General features: G+C 55.4%; 29 protein-coding genes and 1 pseudogene. 1 reads left to right on the top strand and 29 read right to left on the bottom strand.

All coding sequences use genetic code 11. The features are described 5' to 3' along the window. Positions 1-8: 8 nt before the first annotated feature. The 15 genes from KB892_RS05480 to KB892_RS05405 all read right to left on the bottom strand — a co-directional run bounded on the left by KB892_RS05480 (position 9) and on the right by KB892_RS05405 (position 12706). On the bottom strand, positions 9-548 hold the full coding sequence (locus KB892_RS05480) for a virion core protein, T7 gp14 family (RefSeq protein ID WP_032447858.1): 540 nt from the start codon (positions 546-548) through the stop codon (positions 9-11). Continuing rightward, a complete protein-coding gene (locus tag KB892_RS05475; RefSeq protein WP_004152438.1) occupies positions 548-1012 on the bottom strand; it encodes a hypothetical protein in 465 nt (154 codons plus the stop codon). The genes KB892_RS05480 and KB892_RS05475 overlap by 1 nt, the downstream gene beginning before the upstream one ends. Beyond that, entirely contained in the window at positions 1012-3489 is a 2478-nt protein-coding gene (locus KB892_RS05470; RefSeq protein ID WP_071182163.1) for a phage tail protein, read from the bottom strand. The genes KB892_RS05475 and KB892_RS05470 overlap by 1 nt, the downstream gene beginning before the upstream one ends. Beyond that, positions 3489-4094: a phage connector family protein gene (locus KB892_RS05465; protein WP_071182164.1), complete on the bottom strand. Its 606-nt coding sequence runs from the start codon at positions 4092-4094 to the stop codon at positions 3489-3491. The genes KB892_RS05470 and KB892_RS05465 overlap by 1 nt, the downstream gene beginning before the upstream one ends. Continuing rightward, positions 4094-4417, bottom strand: coding sequence for a capsid staple protein (gene gp10, locus KB892_RS05460; RefSeq protein WP_032447863.1), 324 nt, complete (start codon positions 4415-4417; stop codon positions 4094-4096). Before gp10 ends, KB892_RS05465 begins: the two co-directional genes overlap by 1 nt. 50 nt (positions 4418-4467) lie before the next feature. Then, positions 4468-4809: a hypothetical protein gene (locus tag KB892_RS05455; protein ID WP_071182165.1), complete on the bottom strand. Its 342-nt coding sequence runs from the start codon at positions 4807-4809 to the stop codon at positions 4468-4470. Positions 4810-4819: 10 nt separating this feature from the next. Continuing rightward, entirely contained in the window at positions 4820-5257 is a 438-nt protein-coding gene (locus KB892_RS05450; RefSeq protein ID WP_020953461.1) for a Bbp16 family capsid cement protein, read from the bottom strand. A gap of 53 nt (positions 5258-5310) precedes the next feature. Further along, complete coding sequence (locus tag KB892_RS05445) at positions 5311-6297, bottom strand: major capsid protein (RefSeq protein ID WP_048982556.1); 987 nt, start codon at positions 6295-6297, stop codon at positions 5311-5313. A 14-nt stretch (positions 6298-6311) separates the two neighbouring features. Then, positions 6312-7001: a peptidase gene (locus KB892_RS05440; protein WP_071182166.1), complete on the bottom strand. Its 690-nt coding sequence runs from the start codon at positions 6999-7001 to the stop codon at positions 6312-6314. Between the two features lie 326 nt (positions 7002-7327). Further along, entirely contained in the window at positions 7328-7627 is a 300-nt protein-coding gene (locus tag KB892_RS05430) for a Bbp19 family protein (RefSeq protein ID WP_004141364.1), read from the bottom strand. Next, complete coding sequence (locus KB892_RS05425) at positions 7624-9306, bottom strand: portal protein (RefSeq protein ID WP_032447873.1); 1683 nt, start codon at positions 9304-9306, stop codon at positions 7624-7626. Before KB892_RS05425 ends, KB892_RS05430 begins: the two co-directional genes overlap by 4 nt. 14 nt (positions 9307-9320) lie before the next feature. Next, the gene (locus KB892_RS05420) at positions 9321-9527 is read right to left on the bottom strand and encodes a hypothetical protein (RefSeq protein WP_004141368.1); all 207 of its coding nucleotides are present in this window, start codon (positions 9525-9527) and stop codon (positions 9321-9323) included. A 735-nt stretch (positions 9528-10262) separates the two neighbouring features. Next, the gene (locus KB892_RS05415; protein ID WP_071182167.1) at positions 10263-11738 is read right to left on the bottom strand and encodes a terminase; all 1476 of its coding nucleotides are present in this window, start codon (positions 11736-11738) and stop codon (positions 10263-10265) included. Further along, positions 11735-12319 (bottom strand): terminase small subunit, encoded by a 585-nt coding sequence (locus KB892_RS05410; protein ID WP_032457429.1) that lies wholly within the window; start codon positions 12317-12319, stop codon positions 11735-11737. Before KB892_RS05410 ends, KB892_RS05415 begins: the two co-directional genes overlap by 4 nt. Before the next feature lie 57 nt (positions 12320-12376). After that, the gene (locus KB892_RS05405; RefSeq protein WP_071182168.1) at positions 12377-12706 is read right to left on the bottom strand and encodes a S24/S26 family peptidase; all 330 of its coding nucleotides are present in this window, start codon (positions 12704-12706) and stop codon (positions 12377-12379) included. 402 nt (positions 12707-13108) lie between these two features. Here KB892_RS05405 and ltrA point away from each other — a divergent pair, with 402 nt between their 5' ends. Then, complete coding sequence (ltrA, locus tag KB892_RS05400) at positions 13109-14596, top strand: group II intron reverse transcriptase/maturase (protein WP_004178082.1); 1488 nt, start codon at positions 13109-13111, stop codon at positions 14594-14596. Positions 14597-14692: 96 nt separating this feature from the next. On the opposite strand, the gene KB892_RS05395 is transcribed toward ltrA, so the two are convergent. The 14 genes and pseudogenes from KB892_RS05395 to KB892_RS05335 form a co-directional block, all read right to left on the bottom strand. Continuing rightward, on the bottom strand, positions 14693-15031 hold the full coding sequence (locus KB892_RS05395) for a hypothetical protein (protein WP_071182192.1): 339 nt from the start codon (positions 15029-15031) through the stop codon (positions 14693-14695). Further along, complete coding sequence (locus tag KB892_RS05390) at positions 15024-15329, bottom strand: hypothetical protein (RefSeq protein WP_071182193.1); 306 nt, start codon at positions 15327-15329, stop codon at positions 15024-15026. Before KB892_RS05390 ends, KB892_RS05395 begins: the two co-directional genes overlap by 8 nt. An 84-nt stretch (positions 15330-15413) precedes the next feature. Then, complete coding sequence (locus KB892_RS05385) at positions 15414-16352, bottom strand: DUF551 domain-containing protein (RefSeq protein WP_071182194.1); 939 nt, start codon at positions 16350-16352, stop codon at positions 15414-15416. Next, positions 16349-16519, bottom strand: coding sequence for a hypothetical protein (locus KB892_RS05380; protein ID WP_157772047.1), 171 nt, complete (start codon positions 16517-16519; stop codon positions 16349-16351). The genes KB892_RS05385 and KB892_RS05380 overlap by 4 nt, the downstream gene beginning before the upstream one ends. A 488-nt stretch (positions 16520-17007) precedes the next feature. After that, positions 17008-17301, bottom strand: a pseudogene (locus tag KB892_RS05375) (hypothetical protein); the annotation flags it as partial. 203 nt (positions 17302-17504) lie between these two features. Continuing rightward, on the bottom strand, positions 17505-18149 hold the full coding sequence (locus KB892_RS05370; RefSeq protein WP_032441401.1) for a hypothetical protein: 645 nt from the start codon (positions 18147-18149) through the stop codon (positions 17505-17507). Further along, positions 18146-18337: a hypothetical protein gene (locus tag KB892_RS05365; RefSeq protein WP_032441402.1), complete on the bottom strand. Its 192-nt coding sequence runs from the start codon at positions 18335-18337 to the stop codon at positions 18146-18148. Before KB892_RS05365 ends, KB892_RS05370 begins: the two co-directional genes overlap by 4 nt. Beyond that, on the bottom strand, positions 18321-18731 hold the full coding sequence (locus KB892_RS05360) for a hypothetical protein (RefSeq protein WP_071182197.1): 411 nt from the start codon (positions 18729-18731) through the stop codon (positions 18321-18323). Before KB892_RS05360 ends, KB892_RS05365 begins: the two co-directional genes overlap by 17 nt. Then, entirely contained in the window at positions 18728-18862 is a 135-nt protein-coding gene (locus KB892_RS31415) for a hypothetical protein (RefSeq protein WP_004141392.1), read from the bottom strand. Before KB892_RS31415 ends, KB892_RS05360 begins: the two co-directional genes overlap by 4 nt. 61 nt (positions 18863-18923) lie before the next feature. After that, on the bottom strand, positions 18924-19268 hold the full coding sequence (locus KB892_RS05355) for a DUF1064 domain-containing protein (protein WP_071182195.1): 345 nt from the start codon (positions 19266-19268) through the stop codon (positions 18924-18926). A gap of 119 nt (positions 19269-19387) precedes the next feature. Next, positions 19388-20173, bottom strand: coding sequence for a replication protein P (locus KB892_RS05350; protein WP_032418532.1), 786 nt, complete (start codon positions 20171-20173; stop codon positions 19388-19390). Next, a complete protein-coding gene (locus tag KB892_RS05345; RefSeq protein ID WP_023285446.1) occupies positions 20170-20937 on the bottom strand; it encodes a DnaT-like ssDNA-binding domain-containing protein in 768 nt (255 codons plus the stop codon). The genes KB892_RS05350 and KB892_RS05345 overlap by 4 nt, the downstream gene beginning before the upstream one ends. Beyond that, entirely contained in the window at positions 20937-21146 is a 210-nt protein-coding gene (locus KB892_RS05340) for a hypothetical protein (protein WP_004152537.1), read from the bottom strand. Before KB892_RS05340 ends, KB892_RS05345 begins: the two co-directional genes overlap by 1 nt. Positions 21147-21292: 146 nt before the next feature. Next, a complete protein-coding gene (locus KB892_RS05335; protein ID WP_023285447.1) occupies positions 21293-21526 on the bottom strand; it encodes a hypothetical protein in 234 nt (77 codons plus the stop codon). Between the last annotated feature and the right edge of the window lie 90 nt (positions 21527-21616).

Raw genomic sequence — 21616 nt, 5'->3', positions numbered from 1 at the left:
TTCTCTCCTTATCGACCGGTAGGCGTGCCGATGGCAGCAGAAATTGGTGCGGCCTTACTCTGCGTGAACGGGTTCCAGGTTCCGCCGAATGACTGATAAGCGCCATAGGCTTTCAGCGGCGCAGTAAGCAGCGTTGTCGCCGCGCCGATAGTTCCTGAGCTTTTAGCCGCGCTTGCCTGCGCTTCATAGTTAGCCGCCTGCGTCTGATATCCGTATGCTTCTCGCTGAGCATTATTGACGGTAGTAAGAGCATCCAGTGCTCCAAACTGCGCCGTATCCCCGAAGATATCCAGCGCAGATCCTGAGCTCATATCAGCACCAGTTGCGCCCATTATTGCCGCCTGCGTGCCCTGCCGCTGCCGGGTCTCACGACGGCGCTGATCAGCCTCCGCGTTACCGCGATTTATGGCGTCATTAGCCTGGGCAGTTGCAACATCAGCATTCTGCTGAGCAACCGCGGCAGTATATTTACCCTGCTGATACTGGTTATATGCAGACAGGCCGCTGAGCGCTAAAGTCGCGCCCGCGGCGATAGTCGGATCACACATCAGTTTTTCTCCATGTAAAAGCGGTGGAACGGCAGGCCGAGCACACCATATGGCGCCGGGTCTTCCAGGGTAAAACCGAGCCAGTGCAGCCACGCTTTTGCGACGTGGTTACGGGCATCGACATAATTTTCGAGATACGGATAGACTGACAGCATTGCAGCAACCACCTTCCGGCAGCGGCGCAGAAATGTGCGCTGATAGCGCTCCAGATCATCCGTGCCGACAAGCCAGGGGATCCCGCTGCCGCCAATCATTGAAGCGGGCGCCACGCCAAAGACGGTGACAACGCGGCCGTTTATCAAGCCGGCACAACAGAAGGTTGAGGTGCGAAGACCACATTCCAGAACACGGGCAGCACTCCAGCCATTCGTGGCGGCAAACTCTTCGATGTCGGCCAGGCGCACGCGGGGGATAATTTCAGCGATGTGCTCTGCGGTGGCCGGGACTATCTGGGCGTTAATCATTAAAAGCCTCCCACGGTAATGCGGGGGATCACCGCCAGCACAGAAAGCGGCAGCGGATCAGTCTGACGGATTTTTACCCGCCCATTTTTATCCCAGTTGCTGTCGAGTTTGACCTCTACTTTGCCTGTGGCGTCATCAACCGGATCGTCGTAAAACTCGAACTCGCGCTGAGGATATTCGTACCACTGGCCACCTGGAGTTGATGCCCAGATGCCTCGGCTGGCGTTGACCACCAGCGTCACTGAATTGATCAACTGTTTCTTATCGAGCAGCGTCTCCTGCCCGTTAATATTGATGTCCAGGGTTTCAAACTGGGCGTTAATCGGCAGGCCGATGTGGACCACTGCGCCGGGTTTCTCCAGCGTAACGGCGCCGCCGGTGACGACTTTCTGCGGCTCTACACTGGCGTCGGACAGTACATTGACGGTCTGTCCTTCAAGGTGATCGAGTCCGGCGAATGTCTGGCGGGCCATATACCAGTTAGTGGTGGCGGTATTGCGCAGGACAGGAGGAATATTCCTGTTGGCTGTGACGGTTACCGAGTTGCCGCTTTCAACCGAAATAATGTCGCAGCGCAGCTGCATGGCAACGGCGCTACCATCTTCAGGATCGGTTCCTGTGTAGGGGAACTGGATCTGTGCGCCGACGTCTCCCGCGGTAAAATAGCTGGCCCCGCTCATCGTCAGGGTATACGGCACCTGATAACTCCAGTCCCCGCTTCCACCGCTGATAGTGGCCGCCCGGCTGCTGGCATTGCGTCCGTCATAGGTCAGTCCGCTGTCGACAAAGAAAGCGTCAAGGTCATCGGTAAACTGTCGGCTTGCCAGCCTCTCGATATAGCGTTTTGTCTGGCCGTTGATGGTGCGGTTAACCACGAAATAGATCGCATCCTCGCTGCCTTCACTGATACCGCAAGTGCTCTCATATTTCCCGGCACTGGATTGCGGAGACCAGGCGAATACCTGTTGATCACGCAGATAGGTCAGCACCAGCAATTTCCCATCGTCGCGCACGCAGAACGCGCTGGAGAACGGGACAATACAAAACGCCCAGTCGACAATGCTGCGCTTCTGGAAAAGGTGATTAGCGAGGATTGTCAGGTCGTTGCCCTGGAATCCATCAACATCAAACGAGTAGGCCAGATCCCGCACGACGCTGCCCTTCTCCTGGATAAAGAGCGCAATATTCGAAACCGCGATAGGAGGCACATCGCTGCAGCCGTTTGAGCCCTGAGAACTCAGGGAGAATGCAGAAGGCGTAAGCACTTTATTCTGGTCACCGGTCACAACAAACTCACCGCCGGAGGTCAGAACAACCAGCGATCCGACATCGATAAGGTGACGAATTTCGTTAACCTGCCGGCCAGCGTAGGTATAAACGATCCTGTCATCATCCTGCGTCGGGTTGCTCTTGCCGAAGTCTTTATAGTCACCGGTACGGCTGGCCCAGATGGTTTGCGGATACGCAGGGGATGCAGCGAAGTACAGCCTCTGCTGGTAGTAGACGACCGTCGCCGGATAGCCATTGACGCTGTTCCACGCATAGCGCGCCCACTTGTAGCTGGCCTTGTCAGCACCGACAACGTTCTCAGGGATACGAGAAACCACATCAGCGGTTGCAGTCAGCCCGTCACCGGCGACGGCAGTGATCCGCACAATGCCAAAACCACTATGCAGGTATTCCCACTGCACGCCTGTATCATCATCGCCGGTTCCGCCCCAGCCATCCCACGCCATACCTTCGGTGTGTGATGGGCGTAACGTCCCGGTTTTTCCTTCGGTATTGGCGCGATAGTAGTTGCTGTCGGCGCGCCGGATATCCTCGATCGAGGTGCTCTTGCTGGTTTCCCATACTGGTACAGAGTCAACGGCTGGCTGCTCGAGGTAGAACAGCTTTCCGACCTGCTCGGCGCCGAATATTGCAGAGCTCGAGGTCAGAGTGATTGTGCCAGTGGTGGCGCTGGCCCAGACAGTTTTTGACTCGTCGACATTGATATCTTCAAACGGGCCGTTGGTAGTCTGTACGTCGACGATCTGCCAGTTGTCATGCGCGTAACGGCGCAATTCTTTAGGCGGATAGGAAGGATGCACGATCGTCATCACGTCGGCGCTTTGGGTGAATTTCAGGCCGAAAACATCATTTTCTGTATAAGGTGTCGCCAGCTCGTAGATTACATCACCGGTGGTGAGCACCAGGCCGCCGTCTTTGATGACGCGCATGTAATTGTGGCCAAACTCCAGCGCATAGGTCTGCACCGTCGAAAACTGGAAAGGTATCAGGCGACATTTGCGATCCGGGTATTTCGCCTCGGCGATGAACTGCGTGCCCGGGCGGTTCTCTACCCCGCCATACTGCCGCACGATAAAGTTATCGCACTTGCGCAGCGCCACCTGGTACTTCGCCATATCGATGCGGCCATAGAGCGATGGAGCAATTTCTCCACCTGAGAAGCTCGGTTGTATCCAGCTAACAGCCATCAGCACATCCTCGCTACGGTAAACGGATCGTCAGGCATTTGCGGTTCCTGCGATTCGTTCATGCTGTGAGAGCCAGCACTGAGGATGATCCGGCTATACATGCTCAGGGCGTTATTGCCGAGGTCGGCATTACCCGTGAGAACCATGTTAATAGCCGCGGCCAGGCGCCAGGATAGAGCCTCCTGGAAGATGGAATCGAACATGTTCACGTCGGTGATGCGGGCAACATACCGAAGCCAGGCCTGCGGCAGATCGGTGTAAATCAGTCGCCCAGTGCCGGCGCTATCCGCGCCGACCACATACTGCACGCGCATAGCAGCCGTCGGATACCGAACACCGGGAACCGGAATTTCAATAATCTTCAGGCAGTCAGTCGGATACGTGTATGCGAATGCCCAGTCCTGCGGTGGGTTGTTGGTGTCAGCCAGCGCGATAGTCTTGGTCGCAAAATTCCAGTCAAAATCGGCCAGGACAGCATCGCGAATCGACTCGTAATACAGGGAGCATTGCCCGGCTTCTTTGCTGGCTTCCTCCAGGCTGTTGATGCTCCGGTTATTACCGATGTTGCTCAGCGCCCGGTTGCAGATCTCAATGACAGAGGCCATTACTCGCCTCCTTCACCGTAAAGCGTCTGCGCCGCCGTCTTCGGCGCCTCACCTGAAACAGGTGCCAGCGCCATATCGGTGATTTGCAGATCCGCGCTGCGGAAAGTGCCATCGTCGCCTTCACGCGCCGAGATACCTTTAATCACTGCTTTTGCGGTGATCATCACCTCAGTTCCTACATTCTGCGGCGGGGCTTTCAGCTTATTCAGGGTGTCATTGTTCAGCGTGATGCACAGCCCCCACGGATATTCGTCACGGGTTTTGGTCTCGCCGCTTTCATCCTGGTAGCTGTCGGTGCCGGTTTTGAGATTGACCATTTCCATAGAACGCTCCTACAAGAAAGGGGCCGAAGCCCCCTGGTTTATTCTGAGGCTCAGACGCCTAAATCTTTTCGCTTTTCGGCGATCTTCTCGCGCAGCGTTTCGGCTTTGGTGTTGTGATGAGGTTTCTCGTTAAAGAGCAGTTCGTACTCTTCGCGGAGCTTATCCAGCTCGTCATCGCCACCACCGTCTTCGTTCAGCGGCTCAGGTTTAACGACGGCGGGAGCCACAACCTTTTGCGTTGCCTTCGCCTTTGCTTCCTTTGCCGCTTCGTTCAGCGGCTCCAGCGCGGAGCCAGGCACCCCGTCATACTCAATCTCTGAACCCTCCGGCCAGAGGTTGTTATGGATATGGGACAGACGCAGCACGCGGTATTTTGCTTTTTCAGCTGACATCGATATCTCCTTAGCCGGTCACTTTAGAGCGGGTCGGGTACGGGGTATTCGCATCAACATCCAGGTTGATACCGGAGGTGAACGCGCCAGCAGTCAGCGGGCCGGTGGCTACGGAGTAGTTCACACGCAGATAGCGCTGAACGCCAGCAGGTACCTTCGCCGACACAACGCGCTTACCAGCTTTAAGCGCTGCCAGAGCCAGGGCTCCGCTGTCATAAATGGTCGTCCAGGTGCTGTTGTCCGGGCTGGTCTGCAACTGCACGTTGACGGTGGCGGCGCCAGCAGCGGTAGCAGTGGTGTTAACGAGAGCCCAGAACTCCAGCGGATAACCTACGCCGATATCACGGCGGGTGCCGTCGACAGGCGCCAGGTCAATCACATCGGTAGAAGCAGCAGTAGCCGTAACCGCCTGCGCTTCGGAGAACATCAACAGTTTGTCGAGGATCATCTTCATTTCTCCATTTAGCAGCCCGTTACCGGGCCGCTGGTTATAGTCAGGGGTTAAACCACGCGAGCTTCAGTTTCCAGAAGCGCATCGGTTTCGCGAATCGGAACGCCACGGAAACTGGTCCACCAATCGCCTTCAGTCTCTTTGACGCTAATCGCCAGAGAGGATTTCTCCAGAGATTGCAGATCAAGAGCCTGGGCAACGGTGCGGTTCATGTAGAACACCGGGCGCCCCATGCCACGGTTAGGGATGCGATGCAGCGCTTTCACCATGAGCTTGGCGATGTTGGCTGCCGCAGCAGGATCGGACAGGTCGCTGATATCGATGTTCGCGATGCGCACAACGTAGCGCCAGTCGCGCAGGCACAGACCGTTATCCCACTTATAGTGGGTACGGTAGCCTTCATACTGCCCGCCGCTGGCATCTTTCAGAGTCTGCTGGCCTTTATCTTCCATCTGCAGACCTGCTTTCTGGCCTTTCGGGAAGATACCGTGAACGGTGTTTTCGCCCCATACAATGAGCCAGATTGAAGTGTTATCGGTGCCAGTACCGCCGGCGTCGATAATGTTTTGCGCGTTGGTAGCCGTCAGGTCGGAGTAGCGAGAAGACAGGCCCATGAACTGCTGCGGGTTAACGCTGGAGTCGCCATAAAAAAGCGTTTGAGCCATCTGCTGATTCATCGCCTCGAGGAAAGCGCGATCTTCTGACAGCCGAAATTCAGCGGTATTTCCGTTCAGATCTGCCAGAGATTTATCAATCTCCGCATAGGTTTCCAGCATGCCAATGCCATCGGTAACCTGCACAGTGGTCGATTTGCTCGGCTGTACGCCGTAGTTGAGAAGACGCCAGGTCGCCGACGGCAGGCCAGAGCGAATGGTCGTACGATGACCGGTCGGCAGGTTGCCTTCAACGATCAGCATGTCCTGCAGGATCGGGTTGGTTTGGGAAAGGAGTTCGATAATTTTATCTACTTTCCCGTTCGGGTCGATGCGCTTACCCCAGTCAGCCAGCGTCAGCGCAGTAATGCCTTTAACAGCCATGGTTATATCCTCTCTTATTTGCCATAAAGCACTTCGGCCGCACTACGCTGACCGCTTTCTTTTCCTGTCACCACGCCATCTTCTGACATGGCTTTTCCTACTTTGACGAACGCCTTCACCAGCTCCGGGTGATTACCCAGCCCTGTGCCGTTCAGATACTCTTTCAGCGCCGGAGTGCCGAAGGTGTCCAGGGCGCGCTGAGCAATGCCGAGGTTTGCCGTCAACTTGTCGCCACCGATTTCTTTATCGGCTTTGACGGTTGCTGCCCATTCTTCAGTTTGTGCCTGCCATGCATCTGCCTGGCGCTGCTGCACACCGGCCAGAATTTTCGGGTATGCATCCACCAGCTTCTGCGCCTGCTCATTGGTCAGGTTCAGTTCACGGGCAACCGGCTCGAAGTCCTTCAGCGCTTCAGCGTCCAGCTCGACGCCTTCACCTGCCTGGAACTCATATTTCTCCGGCGCGCCTTCCTGCTTCTGCTCTTTCTCGGTTTTTTGCTGCTCTCCGTCCTGGTTCTCAGTCTTTTCTTGCTGTCCTTCACCATCAACGGAAGGGTTTTCACCATCCTGTTGTGCAGGCTGATCGCCCTGATGGTCAGCACCTGTGCCTGGTGCAGATGGTTCAGATGCCGCCGGCGCAGCGCCGCCATCAGCGGGCTGTTCATTGCAAAGACGGCGGTGTAACAAACGTTCAAACAAAGTCATTGCTCATCCCCTTAAACAGGAATTGTTTTGGCTTTCAGCTGCGTAAGGACAGCATTCAGCGTGGTACGAAGAGCCGCGGCATCATTGAGAAGCGCGTTGTACTTCGTCACCAGGTCGTTGTGATCAACAAGGAGACCAGCCACATCGCTTGCACTGGATGCGGTATCTGCGGTTGCGGTAGCTGCCGCAGCGGCGGCAATGGAGGCTCCGAGCTTTACGCCGCCGTAGTCAGTGGTCGTGGGCGCGCCAATTACCGCCGGCGCCGGATCGGGAACTTCAACGATCTGCTTATTGCCATCGAAACGGACTACGCGCTGTTTTCTGAGTCATTTGATTACCCCATTAGCCTCTGCGGCCATCTTCAGATACTGTTCAGGGCAGTGCGCCATGACGCGCTGGAACAATGCCAGCGCCAGGTTGCGCTGCCCCTCGTTGAAAGCAGTCACTTGCGGATCACCGGCAAAGCAGGCAGAAAACACCTTGCCCTGCTCCAGTACCCCCCAGATCACCCGGCGGCCCTGCTCGCTACCCATGACGAAACGGATATCTTCAATGTCACGCTGTTGAAGGATTTCCTTCTCGCGTGCAGATTCAGCAGCCAACTGGTCATCATCAAAATCTGTCATTGCTGACCACCTGCAGGAGCACCTGCTGCGTTAGAAAGCGCTGTCAGAACGCTTGGATCCGCCGTCTGCGCTTCGCTGAGGGTCTTGGCACCCTGAGCGGCAGCCATGCCCATAGCCACCATTTGCTGCTGTTGCTGCTGCTGAGCGCGCTGCTCGCGAACCTGCTCAACCTGTTCCTGTGGAACGATGACTGTCGGCGAGACACCGGACATCTCCGCGAATGCATCGATGGCCTGATCCACGTTGAGTTTGTCCAGCGCTTCCGGCTTGGCCTGTGCCAGCTGGCCAATGAAGCCAACGGTGGATGACAGGCTGGATAGCCCAATAGATTTCTGCGCCTGCGCCATCACAGAGATGTACTCAATGCGCAGCGGCATACCCTGCAGGACGTCCGGCGGCTGCGGGAGAAGGTTTTTTCTCGCCATGATGGAGAAGGTGCGATCGATAAGCGGGTTCAGGCATTCATCGTTCAGACGTTCCAGCACCGGGCCCAGCATCAACAGCTTCTCTTCTTTCATCTCGATCACCGCTTCAACCGGCATCGAGCGGGTATTGATGTTCTGCAACATCATGAAGAGGTCGACAAAGTAGGCGCTGTTGATGATCTGCCGCGTGTCCTGAATGTCTGCCAGCAGGTCGGCGGTATTCGGGTTAACCAGATAGGCAGGCTTAAATCCGTCCTGGCCGGTGACCTGATCGATATAGGTGATATCGCCAGGCAAAAGGGAAACGCGCTGGTTGCGGAGTGATGACGGGCCAACCATCGGCGGGTTGGTGGCCTTGTCGATCAGCTGGCTTTTGCGCTTCTGCTCCAGTTGCAGAGCTTTAACCTGGCCGAGGGCAATCATGCCCGGGCAGGATGAGCCGTATACGTCCTCGCCGTTCACTTCCCAGCGCGGCGCCATAATCGGAAATTCATCGAAACCAGACTCACGCAGCAACTTATCGCTGTCGCCGCCAACCTCGTAATAAACCGATTTTACCGGCTTATTTTTGCTGTTGAGCTTGGCAGTATCGCGGTCGATGTTCGGATAAACGGCATGAATAACTTCGATCCAGCTTTCGTAGTTGCCGGAATCCCACATGCCCTTCACTGAATCGCTGACGTTATTGAGGCCAAACTCCATTACCAGCTGGCGCACCGTCATGGAGAATTTACGGAAACAGGTGTCAACGCTGCCGCGCGCAGAGTTCGCCATGTAGTAACTGCCGATCGGAAACATCATCGTGCGGATAACGTCGCTGTCATCTTCCAGCACAGCCATAGCGCCGGTGCTGTAATTCCCCAGGCTGGCGTAAAGCAGCGGCAGCGACTGGTAGATATTGGATTTGTTGAACACTTCGTTCATGCGGCGCTGAACGACTTCAAGCCACAGTTTCACTGGGCCGTAGTCCATCATGTCAGGGTCAGGCGTTGCCAGCTTGAACCACGGGCGCGCAGGAGAAGTGATCCCCGACATCATGCCGCTCGATAGCGTGCGTGCTGCCAGGGTGGCGGTGGGGTCAACAATTTTCGTATTGCGGCGGTCATCCCGGTTTACATCGGTGACCAGGAAGCGGGAGCCACGCGGATTGATGAAGTCGCTCAGTTCGCGCCAGTGCGGATCGAACGATGAGCGATCATTAGTGAGCTGTGCCTGCTGTTTTTGCAGTTGCTCTTTCAGGGTTTCCGCTGCCATCTGCCGCGCTCCAGTTACTGACCGAGCAGCGTTTTGCCGCTGGTATTTGCGGCGGAGGTATCACCCTGCGCCCCAGTCAGCAGCGTAGAGCTACGCCCGGCGGCCGCACGACGGCGCCTGGTTTCTTCATCGCGGGAATCGACTACAGCCTGGTCCTGCTCCTGCGGAGCAGCCTGAACTTCTGGTGCTGCAGGTACTGAAGGCTTGCTGCCAATGCACATATCGATACTCCATACGCGTTTAAATTATTACCAATTTAACCACATATGATTTATTTGTCGTAGTGTATTGACCTTTTGACGATAAATTATTACCTTTTTGGTAAACACAACATGAAAGCGCACCCCATTCCCTTCCATTGGTGGCTTTGTCGTTACTCAGATGGCGGAGTGCGCTTCCAGGTGTGAAAGCATCCGGCGTATGGCACATGCGTCGATAGCGGTCCGAGGGCTCCTTGGTACATGGCCCAGCGGGTAGCCGGAATGTGCAAGCCATGCCCTGCATGCACGACAGCGACTCACCATCGTGGCGGTACGGTGTGACACCTCGGAAGAGACGAGGGCACAACAGGAGAGAGTATTTATGGAGCCGCGACAAAGTGTGGCGCCTTAACTGGCTAAGTACTCTCTTCGTTGTGGTGAAGCTCAACGGCGAGCTAGGGAATAGTTTTGCGGTGAAGATTCTAGATAACTAACCGCAGGATGCGCGTAACCCAATCGGCAGCGCACCGATGGAAGCTGGTTCGACTCCAGCCATCACATACAAAATCACGCCTCATGACCGTGATACCCGTAGTTCCAGAGCAAGTTTGGCGGTGGCAGTTATTCCCTTTCTGACCACCGCCCTTTTTACAGCAGGACGCCATTGCGATGACTTCATGCTGTAAAACCTGTGACACCCAGCCAAGGACGGCACTTTCCATCATCCCTGTTTCGCCCGGTTCGTCCGGGATTTTTTTACGCCCACGGGTCGTACTCGCTGATCACGTTGGGCTGCTTACCGCCGGCAGCAGGGAAATCTGAACGCTTCGTCACTGGATACGCGAACGTCAGAAGTAGCGCATCACCTTTGCCCGGAGAGCGGCCCAGACGCTCTTTGATATCTTCCTTCGGTTCAATGACGATCTTGCCGTCCACCCTGACTTTGTACTCTGCCGCCGACAGGTCATCAGCGGTCTCCTGATCGTCCAGCGCACCGCCAAGCTTCAGCCACGTTTTGCAGGCGTTAAACATCTCGCCGCGCTTGTTGAGCATCTGGGGATCGGTCGAGCCGCCGCCGAACGGGATTAGCTGCCAGGTACGCCCCCATCCGTCACCGATCGACTTCAGCCCGGTGCCGTAGCCGAAGTCGATAAACACCGCGTCAGCCTGGTACTGGCCCTCAAAGTCAGCGATACGCTTAGCCATAATCAGATCGTCGGTGGTCTTGTTGCCGGTCCACAGCACTTTGCTGTGCAGCCCCTGGCGGAGATAAATCACTGCGTCATCCACGCCGGAATATGCCGGGTCGACGCCGATTATTCGCGGGGCATGCGCCACCTGCGCAGCGGTAACCACGCGCTTCATCGCCTCATCAGTCAGCCCGGTAGGGATGAACTGCAGCTCCGACGCATCAGGGAAGATCCCGCGCACGCGGACCTTCACAAAGTCGCTGTCCTCGCCGTAGTCGTCCACCCATTTCTGCAGCTGCTGCTTGTTGGTGCCTTCGACGGTGCGGCTGTCGATTTGCGCGCACTTCCAGCGGTGCTTGTATTTGCGGAAGCACTCCCGGAACCGCCCGGTGTTGCGCGTAGGGTTACCGAACGCCACCCAGATGATTTCGGTGTCTTCGTCCGTCAGCGCGCCCTCAGCAACCTCCCAGACCAGATCCGCGATGTTGGATGCTTCGTCGAACACCACAACGATGCGCTTACGCTCGTTGTGCAGGCCTGCAAACGCCTCGGTGTTGTGCTCAGACCAGGGAATAGCATCGGCGCGCCAGCGTTTGTCGTGGCCCGGATCGTTGCTGTACATCGCGGTAGCGGTGCAGGTGAACCACTCTTTCGTGATAGCCAGGTTCGACCATTTGATGATTTCCGGCCAGGTCTTCGTGCGCAGCTGGTTGTCGGTGTTAGCGGTCACCACCACCTTGCAATCTTCACAGGTGGACATGGCCCAGTTAATCAGCATCGAGATGAACGCGGATTTACCGATACCGTGACCGGAGGCCCGGGCAATCATCAGCGGCTGGTGACGTGTTGCCGGGTTCTGCAGGTGCTCGCCTATCTCGCGGAATGCGTCAGCCTGCCACTGTCGCGGCCCGGAGGCGTGCGCCAGTTCTGTGCCATCCTCGCCCCACGGAAACGCATACAGCGCATAGCCCAGCGGGTCATGGGTGAAGCTGGCGATATCGTCGATCAGCTGTTCTTCCGGGGATAAAGCGGCGTCTGTCACTGGTCACCACCCTGGCGCTCTTTCAGGCGGCGCCGGGCGGCGGCCATGCGGTCGGCAATGGTAACGTTCACGTTAACTTCCATGCGCTCTTTGAACGCGTTAACGTCGACATGCTTACCGATGAGCTCGAGGTTTTTCACCTTGTCGGGCCATTTGATTTTCTTGAGGATGGTCTCTATCGAGGTCTCATCCATGTTCATGATGGTTGAGGACAGGTCAAACCCGCTAAGCGTGGTTCGCCAGATTTTCGGCCACTCGCGGATAGGCTTCAGGCTGCCGTCATCGTTCAGGATATCCAGCACGTCCATCTGGTCGATTTCCACCAGGCGCAGCAGCACGTAATCGGCACTGACGCGCAGGCGCTTGTTGCGCTCCTCCATGAGCTCAGCGATTCGTTTCTGGATACGCTCATCACGCATCATTGTGCTGGCTTTGACGTGGGCAGACTTTGGGGAGAACCCGGCATTGATGGCCGCCTGCGTCTGATTTTCAGGGCATTTCACATACTCCTGGGCGTAGGCTTCCTGCATCACCGTCAACGGTTTGTACTGAGTCGATTTGCGCTTCGGATCCTTTGGCATGGTAAACACCCCGAAAATAATTACCTTTTAGGTAATAATACCATGCCACCAGCGATGTTACATGATCGGAATATCATCATCACTCACCCACCCGGCCCGGTTTATCAGGTAGGTAACGACACCCCGCACTTCAACATCGTCCAGGGCGTCCCCTTCCAGCGCCTCACCATCATCAGTGATCAGCGCCTGCCCACGGAAAACAGCGAATTCAGTTTTCCCGGCATATACGATAAGGACATGATCACCCTGCTTTGGCCGGCGGCAGACATCGACGATGGCATAACCGGCGGCAGTCTCCAGGGCGCGACAGTTGGCGTCATACTGACAAAGGCGGGAAACGGTTAGCGTTTGCTCAACGTAGTCTGCGGCAGGTGATGGAAAACCCATAATGGAACCTCACATAAAAATACTGTATATTTAAACAGTGTGCGCCGGGAGACCGGTAGAGATCAAGGGGTGAAAGTCCCCGACCATTGAAGGACCAGCAATCCACAAGGTCCCCGAGTCATGCGTTGCATACCGCGAGGTATGGGGCGAAGCGTTGACAGGGGTGTTGACAGGCCAGCCATTGAGCCACGAAATGTATATTAAATTACCGGGTGCCGACGTTGTACTGTTAACGGAAGGCAACATCATAGGGTGCGATACTGCGAGTGCCACATGGACCCGGCGGGGTCTGAGACCCTGGCATGTCAATACGATCTCTACGCGGGAACCGGGAGATCTCCCCTCTGACCATCTGCCAGTGTCGGAGATGGCCCGCACCGGGAAGACGAGGAGTCATAGCCGGTGATGTACGGAGAGGAGAAGTCGGACTCGCTCATAGTAGCGGCGAAGCAGGCGAACAACCCGAAAGGAGCGGAGTCAGTGGAGCGAAGGAGCGGGGCCAAGGGGAACGCGGAACAGCCACACATGCGCCGGACACAGAGCCGGGAAAGCATGTCACAGAGGCTGTCACGCGTGCGGGAAGCTGCGAAGCAGCGGAAGAAAGAACGGTTTACAGCATTGTTCCACCTGCTGACAGTCGAAGCACTGGAAGCCGCATTCCTCTCCCTGAGCAGGAAAGCGGCCGCCGGAGTGGATGGCATCAGGTGGATGGACTACGCCGGAAACATGAAGAACAACATAACAGATCTGCACCGGAGGCTACATCAGGGCAGCTACAGGGCGCAGCCCGGCAGGCGTCACTACATCCCAAAAGCGGATGGAAAACAACGCCCGCTCGGCATCGCCTCGCTGGAGGACAAGATCGTCCAGTATGCGCTGGTGAAAATCCTGAACGCAGTCTATGAAAACGACTTTATGGGGTTCTCATACGGGTTCAGACCCGGGCGAAGCCAGCACGATGCACTGGACGCACTGGCCACAGGGCTGGTACGCACTAACGTAAACTGGGTACTGGATGCCGACATCAGTCAGTTCTTCGACAGGGTGAGCCACGAATGGCTGATCAGGTTCACAGAGCATCGGATCGGCGACCGGAGGGTAATCAGGCTCATACGTAAGTGGCTCACAGCCGGGACGTCGGAGGAGGGTCAATGGCGAGCAACGGAGGAAGGCACCCCACAGGGTGCGGTCATCTCACCGCTGCTGGCAAACATATACCTCCACTACGTATTCGATCTGTGGGCGCATCAGTGGCGACGTCGCTATGCCACAGGCAATGTGGTAATGGTCAGATACGCCGATGACATCGTCATCGGGTTCGACAAACGATACGATGCCCGGCGCTTCCGTATAGCCATGCAGCGCAGACTGAGGGAGTTCGGACTCACGGTTCACCCGGAGAAAACCCGTCTGATGGAGTTCGGCCGCTTCGCTGCCGAAAACCGTGCCATCAGGGGAAAAGGCAAACCAGAAACGTTCAACTTCCTCGGGTTCACGCACATCAGCGGGAAAGATCGCAACGGCAGGTTCATGCTGATACGAAAGACCCGCCGGGATCGGATGACGGCAACTCTGAAAGCCATCAAAGACGGGCTGCGAAGGCGCTGGCATTACTCAATCCCCGAACAGGGAAAATGGCTCAGGAGAGTGGTTCAGGGATACCTGAACTATCACTCGGTACCGGGCAACTTCCCCACCATGCAGAAGTTCAGGACACACGTAACAAACCTCTGGCGCCGGGCGCTCAGGCGCAGGAGCCAGAAGGATGATACGACCTGGACGAAAGCAAACAAACTGGCAGCCGCATGGCTACCAAGGGTTCGGGTTCTTCATCCATGGCCTGTGGAGCGGTTCACCGCCAGACACCCGAGGCAGGAGCCCGGTGCGTAAATCGCGCACGCCGGGATCTGTGCGGGGGGTATCCGGTAACGGGTATCCCTACCGCGACATAATCATGTGAGGATTTAGTCAAATCGTCGTGACATGTCACAGGGGTAATTTTGTTTCATGCCAGCCCAGAGTGGCCCAGCATTGAGAGTCACCAGCGCACGGGCATGATGTTACCGGCAGTTGATCGCCGCACTTGCCGCAGCGGCGTTTGCTGATGGCGTTAATCCGGCCGCGCACCCGGGCATCATCCTGGCGGATCAGCAGCGCGATGTACTCGGCCATTTCGTAGGGATCGCGACCAGGGCGCCGAGCGGCGCAGTTCCGCGCCAGCATTTCCTGCTCCTGCTCATCAAGCACCAGCTCGAGCTTTCTCTCACCGGCGGCGGACTGCCGCGCGCGCTGCGCGGCTTTGCGTTCTGCGGGGGATTTAGGCATCAAACCATCCCTCGTATTCTGACTCGATGACGCGATGAGATAAAATCTCCATGCGCCTGTCCCGCCTGTCCGATGTCGGGTCCGCATCAATTTCTGCGGCCCTCTCCGCTAGGAACGCTACTGCCTTGAGGTATTCCTCTTCCCTGAAATTGCCGTAGCAGATGCCGTCAGAGCAGACACGCCATACCGTTCTGCGCGGCTCTTCTTCTTTTCTGGCTATAAGGTCGCCCACGAACTCTCGAAGAGAGCGTAATTGATCAAGGTCGAAGGTTCTGATTTCATCGCGTACGTCACTCACCTTTCACCTCCTGCGCCGTTCTACGCTTAGCTATTGCCAGCAAACAAGTCAGCACGAAAGCGCGGTGCTGTCGCATTCCCTCTGTCATGGTTTTGGCTCCTGCGGTGCGGCCGGCAGCGGCATCCAGTGAGTTGGTGTCCATGACGCGCCGGGGATCAACCAGCCGCTACTCTGCGCATCAGGGTGTCCAGGGATATACGTTGCCCATTTGCAACACCACCGCGGCTTCTCTCCCCACCAACGCCCGACCAAAACCTCATGACGACTTGGCGGCATCTGCTCGCTTACCGGAATCCATTCACCCGGCACGGTAGCGGGTTCACTGCCGGGTGACTGCGGGGCGGCTGCGAGCATGGCGGCGCGGCAGGCGTTTTCTGCAATATCTGCGCATTCCTCAACGATATCGCGTGCGCTTTCCGGGAACTCAGATAGGCACGCACGTATCGCTGTCGCGGCGTCCGGTACTACCGTCGCGGGCTGCGGTCCTGCCTCTCGATACACTGGAATATATCCGGGGCCTGCATCTTCGCTACCAGCCTCACCGTCAATGACGCCGCGAGCTAAATATGCGTCATTGAGCCACGCGATGGGCTCACGCTCTACTACCGGCACCGGCTGCGCGTGGCGATAGAGCTTAGTGCCAGGCTCAAAGGACTGGATAAGGCGGCGATAAGAAAGCGCATCCCCTCCATCATCGCCAACAACAATCACCGGCTCGCTGTCCGCTACCGACTGCGCTGGCGGCATATCTGGACCTTTGCGAATAGCTTTTGACAGCTCGATAGGGTCATCGTACACCCAGTCTCCTGTTTCAGGGTGATTGGCTTCTGCCAGTTGGGCGGCCCATTCCAGACCGTCTTTGTGTCCCTGCAGGTAGTCAATCGGCAGTTCAACCGACTCGCTGCTGTCCATTGCGGCCAGCGCCATGCGGGCCAGCTCTCGTTCTTCTGATGCGCTCGGCTCTGGTCCGTTGCCCAGGAAAATTTGCTGTGCGCGCTCTCTGGTTATGGTTGATTTGGTCATTGGTCACCCTTAGGCGTGCATACGCCACGTAGAGAAACGTCGGCATTGTTTACCTTTTTCACTTCGGCAAATGCAGCTCGACAGGCGGATTCTGTTTGAAACTCTTGAGTGGTAATGGTCGGGTTTTCGTAACCGCCGAACATCCAGATAATGAGCACCCACATCACTCAACCTCCACCTTGATGCCAGCGGCGCGGTCGAGGCGCTCAATTTCAGCCAGAATTAACGCGCCAGCTTTAACCAGGTCACGTCGCGGACCGTCCGGTTTCCACCACTTTCTGTCCCATGGCCATGCTGAGGGAGCTGAGTTGCGTAACTTATGGTGGCTATCAACAGCTGATATCGCGTACAGTCCGCCTGCAATTGCCATTTCAAAATTTACATGCTGGTCATCATGTTCCGGCGTCCATCCCTCCGTCGTAACCTGCCGCTTACGCTCTGCCAGTACATCAGCGGCGGCAGCGGTGACGGTGCTGGCTTGTGGCGACGCCAGCTTGTACGCCATAACATCCATGTCTCCGCCGGTATTCATCCACCCTTTAACCTTTCCCGCCGGGTACGGTATTTTCAGCTCCTGTTTTCTGGTTTTCAGGTATACAAGTTCATCCAGACCCAGCGATTCCGGTCGCCATTTCCCGTCATGTTCTATCCAGTCGGTGACGGTGCGGGACTCCAGCTCGGCGATGCGCTGCTCAAGCTCGTAAACGCGGCTCTGCTCATCGTCGTCAATCAGGTAAGCCCCAACACATTCACCTTCTACCCAACCGCCAAAATCATGGTCATATCGTTCACATGAAAACTCGCCATCGCTATCTCTGGTAGGGATGGTGTAGCTGTCATACGGGCCGCCATATGTTGGTACGTAGCCAAATTCAGGGTGCTCAATCCACAGGAAGAATCTGCGACCGGTAATCGGGCAAACATCCGGCTTCCACTGATTATTAATACTTCCGGCACACTGCGCCTTCTCCAGCGCCTCTACCAGCTCAGCGCCAGCCGCTTTCCATGCGGCCCATAAACTGGTGTAAGTGTGATCAGAGTAGAATCCGGTATAGATGCGGAGTTTTTTGAGATAACCCCACGGCAGAGCGTTGCATTCTTCAGCCCACGCTTCGAATTTCTCTCTCTGCGCCAGTTCGGTGATATCAGTTGTCATGCTCGCCATCCTTCGCAGCTATAATTGCTGCATCCATCAAAGTCGTATGGGTTGTATTGCCAGGTAATGCGGCCACAATGTGGGCAGTTCCAGCGAACCTTTCCACTTTTTGCCTTCTGTCTGCGATTGTATTTTTTTAGCCATTCAGGCATCACCAGCCCGGCACCTTGAACCATAGTTCGGCGGTTGAAATTATTGATATTGAACGTGCGCCGCTTTACTGCATCTGCCAAATGGAATGGCAGCCACACAACGCCTGGCTCATCCGTGTTGGCGGATACAAAAACGAATGCCTTGCTGAAATCATCGGTTGGCAACCCTCCGCTTTGTAACCAGTAAACATCGTTCCCGTTCCAGTCACCTTTTTTATACGCAACGTATGCGCTGCAACCTTGCTCAACCACGCTATCGCATGGGATGTACTGGCAATCCACATGCCATACAGCCAGGGCATCAACAGCATCAGCGCAAATCGGCTGGTCAATCTCTCTCCCGTAGTCCCAGCATCTCTGCGCCTCTTCCTGCGTATAAACGTGCGCGCGGTCGATATTGGAGCTGTATCCGTTTCCGTTATGGCAATGAAACGAGGCGTTGCTCCCCACAGTTTCTCGCGTGCAAAGCATGTAAAAACGGTTGCTCATTTGTCGGCCCCCTCGCGATGCCTGGAAATATAATCCGCAAGTTCGCCTTTTTTATTTATGTTTTGCATCTCAATCAGGTCTGACATTTCAAGTCCATTAGTCGGCGAGATAACAACAAAGTTACCGTTCACTTCAAACTGGCGACCTTGCTTCTCCATGCGCTTCACAAAATCAGCGACCTTTGACATTCAACACCTCCGAAACGAATGACTTAGCCCACGTTGCTTCTAGATGGCATTCCATTGACAAAAGATGCGCAGCAAACTCTTCCACCCCATCAGCCTTAATCCCGGCATAGATGCGATCGGTGGCGGGGGTTTGAACTGCCGTCACATTAGCCCGGTGGTCATTCCATCCGCGCGCATATATCGGATTTATGGACATGCCGTCCTTCACGCAGTACATCTGACCGCCGCGATTGATAACTTCAATTTCTTCTGCAACGCCAGCCTTCAGCGCCACACTCTCCGCAGCCAGCTGCTGGTACGCTTTCGCCAGCTTCAGGAACTTCTGCTCTCTGATCGACGGCTCGCCTGCGCTCTCAAGGGAGGCGATGAGCTCGCTTACTGTTTCGATGTTCATGCCGCCACCCATTCGATCGCCAGATAAGCCACATACAGGACGGCGACGATTGCCACCCACCCAATGATGTTTGCCACCATCACGAACAGCAGCAGTGACCGCCGGCTGTAATTCACGAAATCAAAATCCATACTTACCCCCGCTTACCCGTTTAACTTATTGATTCAATTGATATCAATGAAGATCGTTGTTTTAGAACTCTTCGACCTTCCACCCGCCGCCGGCTTTTGCCGGGAGCTTCGTTACTCCGATGATCCGGAATGGGTACTGGTCGGCGGCGACTTTGGTTTTCACCCTGGCATCGTCAGTCCAGAACCCTTTCACCTCATGCAATTCAATCTGGCCGTTTGCCAGCATCACGGCGAAGTCAGGCGTGTAGAACGTGTTGTCAGCCAGACGCAGCTTGATGCCTTCGAAACGGAACCAGGCGATTTCCCCGTAGCGCTTACGCAGCTCAAGGTTCTGGCAGTACGCCGTTTCGGTTTTGTTCATCTGGCCAGCTTTAAGCCGGCCAAGTGCCTGTAATGTCTTTCGCATGATTTTTACCTTATTGGTAATTTATAACCATAAACGGATCAATATCAATAGTCTTGCGCATATTTTATTACCCTTTTGGTAAACATTAAGGCGTAAAAAAACGCGCTTCCGCGCCGGTATTACTTGATGAGTCCTGCTGCCTTCCCTCGCCGGTATTCCTCCATCAGCCACTGTGCCGGGGTTATACCTCCGAGTGTCGCCGCGTTAGGCATGCATCCGAAGCTTCGACCTGGTGGATGGTAGGTATTGCCACCGGGGTCTGGAGGGGTGCTTATAGGCTCTGGCTTCGACTGGATGCTCAGAATCGGATCAGGTATCTGATGACCTGCCGCGACCTTTGATGCCCATTCGTCAAGAAGCTTACGCGCATGTTTCTCAACCTCAATCTCACTTAACTGACGCTGGTACATCGCGCGCCTGGTATCGCACACAATCCAGTACATGACAGGGTGGCGCCACGGGAATTGTTCTGGTCCGCCAGGCTGTAGGCTTTTCTCCTTGGCGTAGCGGTGAAACTCCCCCATCACATCTTCGATGCTCACGCCAAGCACCATCTTGCTGTCTTTGCACCACTTGATGAATTGACCTGGTGACGGCCAGAACGGTGATTCACTGGCACGGGCATGGCGCATTCCTGCTGATACCTGCTCGCGGGTACGGATACCACCTTCGGCGAAAGCGGCGATCCACTGGCGCTTAGCGTCGGTCTCCTGCTGTGCGGTCTTAAGGTTGGTCTGCTCTGCTGCCGGAAACAGTTGCTTGAGCTGTTTAAACAGGGCATCGACAAGTCTCTCTGCGCTGATGTTCACAACATTGTCTTGCTGAGCCTGGTGATTGTCCGGACCCATCATGCGAGCCAGGGCGCCGGCATCACGATTCTGAATTGCTGCGAATACGTTACTCATAAGAAATCCTTCCAGCCTTCAGGGCTGTTCCAGTGTGGTACTTCATCGTCAGAGCTTTCACCGCGCTTTCCTGCCGCTCTTTTTTTCCTGTTCATCAGCAGCCGGGCAAACTTCTGCTCCCACTGCACGTGTTGCATCACATTGCCTTCTGCCATCCAGTAGGTGATGAATTCGATCAGGTCTGATTTCTTGTAACCGTCAGCTGGTAGCGCATGGCCCCATGTTCTGGCGCGCATGACAAAGTCCTCTGACGGCTTCCAGTTTTCATGCATGGTGAATTTGCCAATTGGCTCTCCGATACCATCAACGACAACCGGAGGGACTTGAATTACTTCGCGCGCAGAGAGAGGGGTTTTTATTTCCCTGATCCCTGATCCCTGATCCATTCCTAATGGTACTTGTACCGTATCAGTACCGTACTCATACGGTAGTAGTGGTAAACCTTTGATTTTGCTTTCTTTTGGCTTATTCACTACCTGATGTTTAAGGAAATTAGTTATGACCCCAAAATGCTTGCCATCAGGGGTGGAAAACATGGATAAATAACCACAGTTGGAAAGCTCCCGTATTAGTACCGGAATAGGAACGGATGGTTCTCGGATAGGGAAAACTGCAGCTTTGATAAGCTTCGGGTTTGCATTGAAATAGCCTTCATCATCTGCGTAATTAAGCAGACCAATAGCCAGCAAGCAGGCTGGTTCTGATACCTCTGCCATGTCTTCATCGGTCCAGAACTCGGGCTTAATGGTGCGAATGCGGGCCATCAGATCACCTCCACGGCATTACCTTTTGAGGCCTCATGCATTAGCCGTTTTATCTCAGCATGGCGGCGGCGGTTAGTCTCGAGGGTGCATTCGACACAATGCCCGTTGTATACCCATCGCTCACTGTCATGGCCGTGCTTACATTGCTTACCGGTGTAGTAGCGCTTTAGTCCTGCCTTTGCCGCTTCGACGCGAGTAATGATCTCCATAGTTCCTGTCTCACTCTGGTTGTGGTTACGGTAATTTTGCAGCAAGCCAAAAAAAGATCAACCGTATTTGGATAATTATTACCAAATTGGTGTACAGGGAGAGGCAGGAGCCGCCTTGGGGTGGCGGCGCGGGTGAGTTTTGAGGATTAACGTTCGTGGAACCAGAGGACCAGGTCGGATTTTGCGGTGATCCACTTACGGGATTTGCAGGCTTTAAACAGTCTTTCTAACAGAGGCTTACGTGGAATTCTTCTACGGCCAGTCAGGTGAACCTGAATGTAGTGGCTGGTCGTGCCGGCGTCACTTGCGAACTCTTCGCGCTCAGCCGGCGAGAGGTCCAGCCAGCAGCGTTTGAAGTCAAATTTTTGCACATCGCTCATATTTTTTTAGTCCCGGACTAACTTTAGACAGCCTGATTATTACCAATCTGGTGTAAAAATCAATGACTGTTACCTTTTTGGTAAGTTTAC

The organism is Klebsiella sp. P1927 (genome assembly GCF_018204675.1).
Classification (GTDB): domain Bacteria; phylum Pseudomonadota; class Gammaproteobacteria; order Enterobacterales; family Enterobacteriaceae; genus Klebsiella; species Klebsiella pneumoniae.
The sequence above is the reverse complement of the archived record's forward strand: the minus strand, read 5'-3'. Positions and strand labels throughout refer to the sequence as shown.

Coding starts and splice junctions, on each gene's coding strand:
- KB892_RS05475 (WP_004152438.1), bottom strand. CDS start 1,012: ATGATTAACGCCCAGATAGTCCCGGCCACCGCAGAGCACATCGCTGAA.
- gp10 (WP_032447863.1), bottom strand. CDS start 4,417: ATGGAAATGGTCAATCTCAAAACCGGCACCGACAGCTACCAGGATGAA.
- KB892_RS05335 (WP_023285447.1), bottom strand. CDS start 21,526: ATGAGCGATGTGCAAAAATTTGACTTCAAACGCTGCTGGCTGGACCTC.
- KB892_RS05340 (WP_004152537.1), bottom strand. CDS start 21,146: ATGGAGATCATTACTCGCGTCGAAGCGGCAAAGGCAGGACTAAAGCGC.
- KB892_RS05365 (WP_032441402.1), bottom strand. CDS start 18,337: ATGTCAAAGGTCGCTGATTTTGTGAAGCGCATGGAGAAGCAAGGTCGC.
- KB892_RS05420 (WP_004141368.1), bottom strand. CDS start 9,527: ATGTGCATTGGCAGCAAGCCTTCAGTACCTGCAGCACCAGAAGTTCAG.
- KB892_RS05430 (WP_004141364.1), bottom strand. CDS start 7,627: ATGACAGATTTTGATGATGACCAGTTGGCTGCTGAATCTGCACGCGAG.
- KB892_RS05370 (WP_032441401.1), bottom strand. CDS start 18,149: ATGAGCAACCGTTTTTACATGCTTTGCACGCGAGAAACTGTGGGGAGC.
- KB892_RS05345 (WP_023285446.1), bottom strand. CDS start 20,937: ATGGCCCGCATTCGCACCATTAAGCCCGAGTTCTGGACCGATGAAGAC.
- KB892_RS05440 (WP_071182166.1), bottom strand. CDS start 7,001: ATGACTTTGTTTGAACGTTTGTTACACCGCCGTCTTTGCAATGAACAG.
- KB892_RS05465 (WP_071182164.1), bottom strand. CDS start 4,094: ATGGCCTCTGTCATTGAGATCTGCAACCGGGCGCTGAGCAACATCGGT.
- KB892_RS05355 (WP_071182195.1), bottom strand. CDS start 19,268: ATGCGAAAGACATTACAGGCACTTGGCCGGCTTAAAGCTGGCCAGATG.
- KB892_RS05480 (WP_032447858.1), bottom strand. CDS start 548: ATGTGTGATCCGACTATCGCCGCGGGCGCGACTTTAGCGCTCAGCGGC.
- KB892_RS05445 (WP_048982556.1), bottom strand. CDS start 6,297: ATGGCTGTTAAAGGCATTACTGCGCTGACGCTGGCTGACTGGGGTAAG.
- KB892_RS05425 (WP_032447873.1), bottom strand. CDS start 9,306: ATGGCAGCGGAAACCCTGAAAGAGCAACTGCAAAAACAGCAGGCACAG.
- KB892_RS05470 (WP_071182163.1), bottom strand. CDS start 3,489: ATGGCTGTTAGCTGGATACAACCGAGCTTCTCAGGTGGAGAAATTGCT.
- KB892_RS31415 (WP_004141392.1), bottom strand. CDS start 18,862: ATGGATTTTGATTTCGTGAATTACAGCCGGCGGTCACTGCTGCTGTTC.
- KB892_RS05450 (WP_020953461.1), bottom strand. CDS start 5,257: ATGATCCTCGACAAACTGTTGATGTTCTCCGAAGCGCAGGCGGTTACG.
- KB892_RS05395 (WP_071182192.1), bottom strand. CDS start 15,031: ATGCCTAAATCCCCCGCAGAACGCAAAGCCGCGCAGCGCGCGCGGCAG.
- KB892_RS05455 (WP_071182165.1), bottom strand. CDS start 4,809: ATGTCAGCTGAAAAAGCAAAATACCGCGTGCTGCGTCTGTCCCATATC.
- KB892_RS05385 (WP_071182194.1), bottom strand. CDS start 16,352: ATGACCAAATCAACCATAACCAGAGAGCGCGCACAGCAAATTTTCCTG.
- KB892_RS05360 (WP_071182197.1), bottom strand. CDS start 18,731: ATGAACATCGAAACAGTAAGCGAGCTCATCGCCTCCCTTGAGAGCGCA.
- KB892_RS05350 (WP_032418532.1), bottom strand. CDS start 20,173: ATGAGTAACGTATTCGCAGCAATTCAGAATCGTGATGCCGGCGCCCTG.
- KB892_RS05410 (WP_032457429.1), bottom strand. CDS start 12,319: ATGCCAAAGGATCCGAAGCGCAAATCGACTCAGTACAAACCGTTGACG.
- KB892_RS05405 (WP_071182168.1), bottom strand. CDS start 12,706: ATGGGTTTTCCATCACCTGCCGCAGACTACGTTGAGCAAACGCTAACC.